This window comes from Mesorhizobium sp. M0166, assembly GCF_040322255.1.
Classification (GTDB): domain Bacteria; phylum Pseudomonadota; class Alphaproteobacteria; order Rhizobiales; family Rhizobiaceae; genus Mesorhizobium.
Genome location: NZ_JAMYTD010000059.1, coordinates 19377 through 29015 on the forward strand (window position 1 = coordinate 19377; position 9639 = coordinate 29015).

The following is a 9639-nucleotide window of genomic DNA, read 5'->3' on the forward strand; positions in this document are numbered from 1 at the left end:
CAAGTAACACTTGGAAAAGTGTTGCATAAAAGAAACGTCTAATTATATAAAGCTGGCAAGCTAAACTTTAAACTTGCACAAATGAGCGTCGCGGATAGCGTCCCACTGTGAAGCGTGCACTGCGATGTGCGTCTGTTTCGATCGTGGGGGGCAAGACGGTCGTCAATTGATGTTCTTCCCTTTTTATTGAGAGGCAAAAGTTGAAGCCGCAAGACGGCTGCTAGGTTGCGCGCATACGAAAACGCAACACATCGCCGTCCCCCCAACTTCTTCAACGCTCTTTCGGAGGCTTGCTGAGGGAATGCTATTGGGAAAGCCAGATATGTCCGCGTCGAGTGATCTTGGGGATGAAAAGCGCCAGACCGAGCTTTCAAGCTTTGTCATGAGGGAGGTGCAGCGTATTCTTGCCCAATGCGATGAGGCGAAGCAGGGTGACAAGGCTGCTGTTGCGCCTTCTGGTTCTCCTTCCAACGAATTGACCGTCGTGGCCGCCGAATTTCTTGGTAGGCTCGAGGCCGAAGCAGCGCGACGGCTAAACGCCCAGGCGGGTGAGATCGCTTCGCGACCACGGGCAGCCGATCATCCGCTCGGGCATCCGGTTCTGAAAGATTGCCCGAGAGAAGGCGCGCGCATTGCAGAATGGGCCGGTCCAGTTGCGGGGTCGACGCATCTCGAGAGACGTTTTGGAATACCGCGGTCCACTTTGTATTGGTGGCAGCAACACAATGATGTGGTTGCCTTTCGGAGAGGCTCCCGTAAGCATGTATTTCCCCTAGCTCAGTTCATCGACGGCAGGCCTATGCCCGGAATCAGGCAGGTCCTTTCCTCGATCTCCGATCCCAGACTGGCTTGGCTGTGGCTGATCAGCCCCTCGCCTCTTCTCAAGGGTCGCGTCCCTATCGAATTGCTCAGAGAAGGTATGAACACAGAAGTTGTTACATCCGCCGCCCAGGCTGTTTCTCTGATTGAATCTATCTGACAATTGGCCGGATGCCGATGGCTTTCCGCGCATTATGTAAGTGCGCACAAGCAGATGTACCAATTGTGCGATTTGTGCAAATGTATAGTTGTTCGATTTGTGCAAGTAATACAATGTATTTAGTGACAATAATGCAACGGATACTTCTATATACGTTGGCAAACGGAATTTGAACTTGCACTAATTCGCCCGGTGAATAGCGTTCGAGCCGGGAAGGATGCATTGCGATGCGCATCTTTTTCGATCGTGGGGACCGGGAGCGGTTCGTCCATCGACGTCCTCGCCCTTTTCAAATCATTGAATGGAGATAAGTATGAACATCAAGAGCCTTCTTCTCGGCTCAGCTGCGGCTCTGATCGCAGCTTCCGGCGCCCGCGCCGCCGACGCGGTGACGGTCGCCGAGCCGGAACCGGCTGAATACGTCAAGATCTGCGACGTATATGGCTCGGGCTACTTCTACATCCCCGGCACCGAAACCTGCCTGCGCATCGGCGGCTATGTCCGTTACGACATCAGCGCTGGCGACGTTGGCTCCTACGACGGGGCGCGGACCCACGACGTCCAAGACGGCAGCGACCAGGGCACCTGGCGCAAGAACGCCCGCTTTGACCTAAGGACTTGGACCGGCCAGGAAACCGAACTCGGTACTTTGAAGACATACACCGAGACCAAATTCAATTTCGGTAACCGCAACGCCTATTCGGGTCCCGACAGTCCCCAGAACTATGCCTTCAACAGGGGCATCACACTAAACTTCGCCTGGATCCAGCTCGGTGGCCTTCGCGTCGGCAAGGACGAATCGGCGTTCGATACGTTTATCGGCTATGCCGGCAACGTCCTCAACGATACGCTCGTTCCCTACGGCGATTTCGACACCAACGTCGTGCAGTACTACTTCGACGCCGGCAATGGCTTCTCCGCCGTGGTATCGCTCGAAGAGGGTTCTGGCGTCGTCGGCACGATCGACAGCTACGTTCCGCATCTTGTCGGCGGCGTGAAGTACACGCAGGGCTGGGGCGCCATCAGCGGGGTCGTGGCTTACGACAGCAACTACGAAGAGGTAGCCGGCAAGGTCCGCTTGGATGTGAACGCCACCAACGAATTGTCCCTTTTCATTATGGCTGGCTATGGGACCGACGACAACCTAACCGATGGAACCTACGCCATTCCTGCCGGCGGCCGCGGCTTCTACAAGCAGTGGGGTGGCAACTGGGCCGTCTGGGGCGGCGGCACCTACAAGTTCAACGAGAAGACCTCTTTCAACCTTCAGGCGGCGTATGACGAGTGGAAGAACCTCGGCATTGCTGCCAATGTCGCCTACGATATCGTTCCTGGTCTGACGATCACGGCCGAAGTCGACTATCTCCACGCTGGCAAGTTCGGGGATGTGGACTTCTCTAACTGGACCAATGCCGACAAGAAGAACAGCGTCGGCGGTCTGCTCCGCTTCCAGCGCTCGTTCTGAGGATTGAAGAGCCCGTTGCCGCGTTCGGAGCGGTAACTGCGAGCCTAATTTGCGGCCGAACCATTGTGGTGAGGCTTGTAGAGGTTTCGGCGAATTGCTTGATCACGGACCTCCAATCCGAGCATTTCGTCGATGAGAAGGGCGCCCTGTTCCCGGGCGCCCTTTTTTTAAGGGTTATCATCAGACTCTCTCCCGGGGGAACTGTGGGTAAGAAACAACGCATCGTCCTGCAGGCAGCTGTTTTGGCGTCTGCCTTTGGCTTTTTTTTGCTGATCCTGATCCTGCAGATGGTCAGTTTTTTGGTTGACTAGGCACGCGCAAGCGGGATGGATCGCGCAGAGACACGCGGAAGTTTTTTTCGCCAGCGAAACCCCGACGACCTGATGGGGAGTCGCGCCAGCAGGGTGGGCGCCACGTCCAGTGCCACCGACCCTGCGAGATGCCGATCGTTGGCGCGTCTGTCAGTTCGCGCGGCCATATTCATTCTGGTGCCGATCTGTTGCCTTTTCTGCTTTTCCCATGCGTTTTAGGCCGAGCCATTTGTGAAGCGGGCGGTCAATGGATCTGCGCCTCGCGATTGCCTGCCGTTGCCTGGTTGATCTGGGCGGCATAATCCGAGAGCGAACGCTGCAACCGCGGTTCGAATTGCGCGAAGTTGAACCGGACTTCATCCGCCGTCAGGAACTGGTGGGTTGCGCCGGGAAAGCCGGCGACCATCACAAGGTCGCCTTCCTTGACGCCTTCACAGGCTATGGGTAGCCAACTCTTCGGCCGGTAAGGCACATTGTCGCGCGCATTTGGCCGGGAGGAACCATCAGGAGCGACATAGGCGCGATAAAAGCCGAAGTCGCCTGTGTGGCGCGGCCACATCCAATTGTCCGTTTCGCCGCCGAAGGTTACCGATGCCGAGCGCGGGCGCATAGACAAGGCGCACGTCCTCGATTTCGAGCTTCTGCTGGAGATAGTAGGAGGCGCCGCCATAATAGGCCCCTACGTCGCAGCGGCGATTGGGCTGTCCTTCACATGCGGCGATCAGGGCCTTGCGGTTCGTGGCGAGCCGCTCATAGCGGGCAAACTCATTCAGCTTGTCCGAGACGCCCTTGAGCATTTCGGCGGTCACATCCCGCACGTCCTCGATCACATAGATTCGGCTGCCTGGCGCCGCGGGCAATTCTTCACCCAGGGCTCTTCGCCAGAAAGCCGTCTGTGAGATAGTCCTGGCCCTCCTTGCTGTGGTATTGGATGGATTCGAACACGCAGTGATGATTGGTTGCGACCAGCCCTTGTGGACTGACGAACGAGGCGGAGCATCCGCCCAGTGATACGATCGCGTTGAGCGGGTCAGCGTCCAGACGGCCCAGCTGGGCGGGATCGATCTGGAGCCCATCCGCGCGCATGGCCGCGCCCACTTCCGCAGTCTGGCCCGGCATCCACATACCTTCGTCCGCCGACGTAGCCGTGACCGTCCAGAGCAAGGCGATGGCAGTTGCTTTGGCCAAACATTTCAAATTCGAGTTCATGCTGACTGTCGCTCTCATCTTGCCTCCTGTTCTCCGCAGATTGGATTGGTGACTATCGGGATGGCCGGAGTCCTGGCGCCCGCGCGGCGGCCAATACCGTAAAGACCCTGTGGACCCGTTAACCGCAACAGTCCTGATGGCGCTCACCTCTCATATTTGTCGCGCGCAACGTTTGCGGATCATCCGCTGCACCAATCGTGCCAAATGAATAAAGCCTTCAATTACAAATGGTGAGCCGCCTCACCCATGTCCTATCTCCGACGTCGTTCACGTAAAAGGCTCGGTGCTTCCACGCTCTTTTGCTCTTCGCCCGTCCCTCTTCCGTCTTGACTAGCAGGAGCCTACGGCCTATCTCACTGCCGCGTTAGCACTCCCCCAAGATGAGTGCTAACCACGCTCCGGCAACGGAGAACCGTTCAACATCCGCACCAGGGAAATCCAAAAATGGCAAAGTCGAATTTCCGGCCGCTGCATGACCGCGTGGTCGTTCGCCGCGTCGAGTCCGAAGCGAAGACCCCCGGCGGGATCATCATCCCCGATACGGCTAAGGAAAAGCCGCAGGAAGGCGAGATCATCGCCATCGGTTCCGGCGCCCGTGACGAGGTCGGCAAGCTCGTCCCGCTGGACGTCAAGGCCGGCGACCGCATCCTGTTCGGCAAGTGGTCGGGCACCGAAGTCAAGCTCAACGGCGAAGACCTTCTGATCATGAAGGAAGCGGACATCATGGGCGTCATCGGCTGACACGCCGCCGCCTTTCATCCGCACCATCCAATCTGAATTTCGGGCGAAATGCCCAGGAGTAAAAAATGGCTGCCAAAGACGTAAAATTCTCCCGCGACGCTCGTGAGCGCATGCTGCGCGGCGTCAACATCCTCGCCGACGCGGTGAAGGTCACGCTCGGCCCCAAGGGCCGCAACGTCGTCATCGACAAGTCGTTCGGCGCACCGCGCATCACCAAGGACGGCGTCACCGTCGCCAAGGAAATCGAGCTTGAAGACAAGTTCGAGAACATGGGCGCGCAGATGGTCCGCGAAGTGGCTTCGAAGACCAACGACATCGCCGGCGACGGCACCACGACCGCGACCGTTCTGGCGCAGTCGATCGTCCAGGAAGGCCACAAGGCGGTTGCCGCCGGCATGAACCCGATGGACCTCAAGCGCGGCATCGACCTCGCCGTCGCCGACGTTGTCGCGACGCTGATCAAGAACGCCAAGAAGATCAAGACCTCGGAAGAGGTTGCCCAGGTCGGCACCATCGCCGGCAATGGCGACGTGTCGGTCGGCTCGATGATCGCGGAAGCGATGCAGAAGGTCGGCAATGAGGGCGTCATCACGGTCGAGGAAGCAAAGACCGCCGAGACCGAGCTTGAAGTCGTTGAAGGCATGCAGTTCGACCGCGGCTATCTCTCGCCCTACTTCGTCACCAACGCCGAAAAGATGGTTGCGGATCTGGAAGACGCCTACATCCTGCTCCACGAGAAGAAGCTCTCCAACCTGCAGGCCATGCTGCCGATCCTCGAGGCTGTCGTGCAGACCTCGAAGCCGCTGGTCATCATCTCGGAAGACGTCGAAGGCGAGGCCCTGGCCACGCTGGTCGTCAACAAGCTGCGTGGCGGCCTGAAGATCGCTGCCGTCAAGGCGCCGGGCTTCGGTGATCGCCGCAAGGCCATGCTGGAAGACATCGCTATCCTCACCGGTGGCCAGGTCATTTCCGAAGACCTCGGCATCAAGCTCGAGAATGTCGGCCTCAACATGCTCGGCCGCGCCAAGAAGGTGTCGATCTCCAAGGAGAACACCACCATCGTTGACGGCGCCGGCAAGAAGGAAGAGATCCAGGGCCGCGTCGCCCAGATCAAGCAGCAGATCGAGGAGACCACCTCGGACTACGACAAGGAGAAGCTGCAGGAACGTCTCGCCAAGCTGGCAGGCGGCGTTGCCGTCATCCGCGTCGGCGGTGCGACCGAGATCGAAGTCAAGGAAAAGAAGGACCGCGTCGATGACGCCCTCAACGCGACCCGTGCGGCCGTCGAAGAAGGCATCGTTCCCGGCGGCGGCGTCGCCCTGCTGCGCGCTTCGCTGGCCATCACCGTCACCGGCGCCAACTCCGACCAGACCGCGGGCATCAGCATCGTGCGTCGCGCGCTGCAGGCTCCGGCCCGTCAGATCGCGGCCAACGCCGGTGCGGAAGCATCGATCGTCGCCGGCAAGATCCTCGAGAACAAGGGCGCGACCTTCGGCTACAACGCCCAGACCGGCGAATATGGCGACATGATCGCCATGGGTATCGTCGATCCGGTCAAGGTTGTGCGCACGGCTCTGCAGGATGCGGCCTCGGTCGCCGGCCTGCTGGTCACCACGGAAGCCATGATCGCGGAGGCTCCGAAGAAGGAGTCGGCTGGCGGCGGCATGCCGGCTGGTATGCCCGGCGGTGGCATGGGCGGCATGGGCGGTATGGATTTCTAATCCAGCCAATCTCGCAAGCTTACGGAAAGGGCGGCAGCGATGCCGCCCTTTTCGTGTGTGCCGAGCATGATCGACAGCTTTAGACGTGCAAGTCCTCTACCCAGCCTGATGGCGGCGAAGGGTTAGCGAAGCGCAACGGCGTCGTCGTGAGGGGGGTCTGGCCGTGTCCTTTCGTTCAGCCGCTGGTCGAAACTCACGATGATCGTGCTGCCTCTCGCCCGCCGTCGATCTCTGCAGGGCTGCGAGAAGGCCTTGCCAGCGGCTGGCAGACCCTGGTTGCGGTAGAACTCATCGCATCGTTCGAAGGGCTCCGATACCTGATGGCCTATGGTCGTCAGCTCTTTCAATTGGAACTCGTCTTTTCGGCCATGATCGTGGTCGGCCTGACCGGATTGGTGGTCCACGGCCTGCTCACGTTTGCCGAAAACTATCTGTAACGCTGGCGTCCGGAGACCCCACGATCAGCCTGATCACGATTGCAGGTCGGGATAGGCTGCCGCGGCGCTTCCATCGCACCGCCGGCCTTCCGCTTCATCGGCCGACATCTGCGGCCGCTTGCGGTGCTGATGGCGCTGCTCGCGATTTGGGAGTTGCTCGCCCATGCCGGCGCTGCTGACCCACGTTTTCTACCGCGGCTGGAAGAGGTGCGGCCCGCGGCATGGCAGAGTTCAGCCGAGGTGGCCTCGGCTCCAATCTTCTGGTGAGCCTGGAACGTGACCTGATCGGTTTCGTGTGTGGCAGTGTGGCGGAATCGCGCGTGGTCTGGTGATCGGATTTTCTCGCCTCATCGAACGCCTGAGAGGCTCGTGGTCGCGGTTGTATTACGCTATTACGTGACCTGATCACGTTGACGATGCCAGCACCTTCATTGGCCACTTTCTGGACCATGTACGTCACATCAGGCTCCCCCGCCCGATCGACACAAGCCGGCTCTGTAACCAAGCCGCCGTCATATGGCGGTTCCACGACGGCACTGGCGGCAGTCGTCTTCTCAGCGGCTACAGGTGGACGTTTCAGCAGCCAACGAATCCGATGGTGGCAAGGACAGGCAGACCAAGCACCGCGTAGAAGCCGTACTCCGCTGGAGTTCGCCTCGGAAGTGGAGCGACAAGGGCCTGATTTGTCTTGCCATGCCGACATTGTCAGCACGCTTTTCGAAGCCTCTGAATTCCTTAGTGTCCATCCCAGCTCGACCTCCGACCATCCCCATTTCCGGCTGCCCGCGGCACGACAGCCCTTGGCCTCTAGCTGCGCTCGAGCGGATCAGCGTGCCGTCCGCCTCCTCTGGCTGATCAAAATGTCTGCACCCATTTGGCAATGGCCGTTTCGCGCAAAAGTATTCCCCCGTGAGCCGGCTTTCCGAATTGGCTTAACTTCCAAATCTGTGGCTTTGCCTGCATTGCGGAGCGCGGAGTTCCGACCACTCGTCCAAGGGTATGCCATGGCGTTTCGTCTCTTTGTTCCGATCCTTGCGGGTGCAACGCTGCGCGAGCGGCTGCTCGCCTGCATCGGGGCCATGATCGGCATCGCATTGACTGGCGTGATCAGTGCGCTGGCGAACGGGTCTGGCCCACATGTCGCACTGCTGGTTGCTCCAATGGGAGCATCGGCCGTGCTGCTCTTTGCCGTGCCTTCAAGCCCGCTGGCGCAACCTTGGTCGATTATCGGTGGCAATACGATTTCGGCGCTGGTCGGGGTGATCGTGGCGCATTTCGTGCATGAACCCGTCCTTGCTACCGGCATTGCGGTGGCGCTGGCGATCGCCGCCATGTCGTTCACGCGCTGCCTGCATCCGCCGGGTGGCGCCGCCGCCTTAACTGCGGTGTTCGGCGGACCGGCCGTCTTCAGCTCGGGCTTGCTGTTTCCCTTCGTTCCGGTAGCGCTGAACTCGATCGTGCTGGTTGCACTCGGCTACGGCATCCATAAACTGTCGCGGCGCAACTATCCGCATGTGGCGGCTCCCGCCCTTAAAAGCGCGCATGGAACCATCGATCCGCCGGCGCGGGAGCGGGTCGGCTTCCAGCCCGAGGATATCGATGCCGCGCTCGGCGCGCTGGAGGAAACCTTCGATATCGACCGCAACGATCTTGAGCGGCTGCTACGGCAGGTCGAGTTGCAGGCGATGGTGCGCTCCCACCGGACCCTGCTGTGCGAGGACATCATGTCGCGCGATGTGATTTCGGTCGATGAACATGCGCCTGCCGACCAGGCGCGTCATTTGCTGCTCGATCACAACATCCGGACGCTGCCGGTGACCGACGCCGACGGCGGGCTGGTCGGTGTAGTTGGCCTGCGCGAGCTGACGAAGGCGACCGACGCGGTGAGGGCTGTGATGTCGAAGGCTGGCACCGCCTCTCCCGATACGCCGGCGATGAGCCTGCTGCCGGTGCTCACCGACGGCCGCAGCCATGCCGTGGTCATCGTCGATGCCGAGCGACGCATTATTGGGCTGATCACCCAGACCGACCTGCTGGCAGCGGCAGCGCGCGTGCACATGGCGGACACAACGCTGGCAGCGGCATAAAATAGTGATCCGGACTTGCTCAATCCGGGAACCCGATGGGGCGCCAATAGGATAGTGGTATTAAGTGCGGCCTTCCGCCTAAGACAATTCCTTTTTACGAGTAGATCAACCCTGAAACGCGACCGCGTGCTCAGGCATCTGGTTCACGTAGGCCAAGTACGACTGCAACAACGGAACACTCTTCAACCTTGCCGGTGGCCAGAGCCAGTCCGCTATGTCGACCAAAGGCGCGGACTACAAATGGAACCATCTGGTGGACGGCTCCTCTGCAACGATGGTAGCGCGGTTCGCATGTCCAAGGCTGGCTTGAAGCTCTACGTCGCGGGTTGAATGATCCTTGGCAAGGGTCGCGGCTCAGACGCCGAGGACGCGGTTCGCAATTCCATGCAGGTGGTCCTTTCCTTTGGTTCCTGCATTTCGCCTATGGTGAGGCGCCGCCGACTCCCGTCATGCATCACGCCGACGACCGCCGCTTCCTCGCCGCGCCAAGGGTTTGACTAGGCCGACGATAGACCCTGAGATAAGCAATTCCGAAACGATGTGGCTTCCTTGCGCGAAGTCGGCTCTGTCGAACAGCGATGTCAACATGATCCTGAGTTTCGAGTGACCTTGCCCCTCTGATCTAATCCGGTTTGAAGTTCGTTCTGGCCATCGAGAGGACCAGGACATGAAACGCAGCCGCTTCTCTG

Annotated in this window: 11 protein-coding genes; 7 read left to right on the forward strand and 4 right to left on the reverse strand. The window is 59.8% G+C overall.

Annotated elements, in window-relative coordinates:
* Window positions 1-322 precede the first annotated feature (322 nt).
* The 3 genes from NKJ46_RS32370 (at window position 323) to NKJ46_RS32380 (ending at window position 2755) form a co-directional block, all read left to right on the forward strand.
* On the forward strand, window positions 323-979 hold the full coding sequence (locus NKJ46_RS32370; protein WP_352596149.1) for an antitoxin Xre/MbcA/ParS-like domain-containing protein: 657 nt from the start codon (window positions 323-325) through the stop codon (window positions 977-979).
* 313 nt (window positions 980-1292) lie between these two features.
* The gene (locus NKJ46_RS32375) at window positions 1293-2444 is read left to right on the forward strand and encodes a porin (protein ID WP_352571074.1); all 1152 of its coding nucleotides are present in this window, start codon (window positions 1293-1295) and stop codon (window positions 2442-2444) included.
* Between the two features lie 98 nt (window positions 2445-2542).
* A complete protein-coding gene (locus NKJ46_RS32380; RefSeq protein WP_352596146.1) occupies window positions 2543-2755 on the forward strand; it encodes a hypothetical protein in 213 nt (70 codons plus the stop codon).
* A gap of 244 nt (window positions 2756-2999) precedes the next feature.
* On the opposite strand, the gene NKJ46_RS32385 is transcribed toward NKJ46_RS32380, so the two are convergent.
* The 3 genes from NKJ46_RS32385 to NKJ46_RS32395 are packed head-to-tail and all read right to left on the reverse strand — an operon-like array spanning window position 3000 to window position 3982.
* Complete coding sequence (locus tag NKJ46_RS32385; RefSeq protein ID WP_352596143.1) at window positions 3000-3314, reverse strand: S46 family peptidase; 315 nt, start codon at window positions 3312-3314, stop codon at window positions 3000-3002.
* Entirely contained in the window at window positions 3259-3585 is a 327-nt protein-coding gene (locus NKJ46_RS32390) for a S46 family peptidase (RefSeq protein WP_352671088.1), read from the reverse strand. The genes NKJ46_RS32385 and NKJ46_RS32390 overlap by 56 nt, the downstream gene beginning before the upstream one ends.
* A gap of 34 nt (window positions 3586-3619) precedes the next feature.
* Complete coding sequence (locus NKJ46_RS32395) at window positions 3620-3982, reverse strand: S46 family peptidase (protein ID WP_352492854.1); 363 nt, start codon at window positions 3980-3982, stop codon at window positions 3620-3622.
* A gap of 426 nt (window positions 3983-4408) precedes the next feature.
* On the opposite strand from NKJ46_RS32395, the gene NKJ46_RS32400 reads away from it, so the two are divergent.
* From NKJ46_RS32400 to NKJ46_RS32410, 3 genes are all read left to right on the forward strand, one after another.
* Window positions 4409-4705: a co-chaperone GroES gene (locus tag NKJ46_RS32400; RefSeq protein ID WP_352671075.1), complete on the forward strand. Its 297-nt coding sequence runs from the start codon at window positions 4409-4411 to the stop codon at window positions 4703-4705.
* A gap of 65 nt (window positions 4706-4770) precedes the next feature.
* On the forward strand, window positions 4771-6426 hold the full coding sequence (gene groL, locus NKJ46_RS32405; protein WP_352671077.1) for a chaperonin GroEL: 1656 nt from the start codon (window positions 4771-4773) through the stop codon (window positions 6424-6426).
* Window positions 6427-6572: 146 nt separating this feature from the next.
* Complete coding sequence (locus NKJ46_RS32410) at window positions 6573-6863, forward strand: ABC transporter permease family protein (protein ID WP_352595894.1); 291 nt, start codon at window positions 6573-6575, stop codon at window positions 6861-6863.
* 33 nt (window positions 6864-6896) lie between these two features.
* Here the strand turns inward: NKJ46_RS32410 and NKJ46_RS32415 are convergent, their stop codons facing one another.
* Entirely contained in the window at window positions 6897-7028 is a 132-nt protein-coding gene (locus tag NKJ46_RS32415) for a hypothetical protein (protein WP_352671080.1), read from the reverse strand.
* An 839-nt stretch (window positions 7029-7867) separates the two neighbouring features.
* On the opposite strand from NKJ46_RS32415, the gene NKJ46_RS32420 reads away from it, so the two are divergent.
* A complete protein-coding gene (locus NKJ46_RS32420) occupies window positions 7868-8950 on the forward strand; it encodes an HPP family protein (RefSeq protein ID WP_352595898.1) in 1083 nt (360 codons plus the stop codon).
* Window positions 8951-9639: the final 689 nt, after the last annotated feature.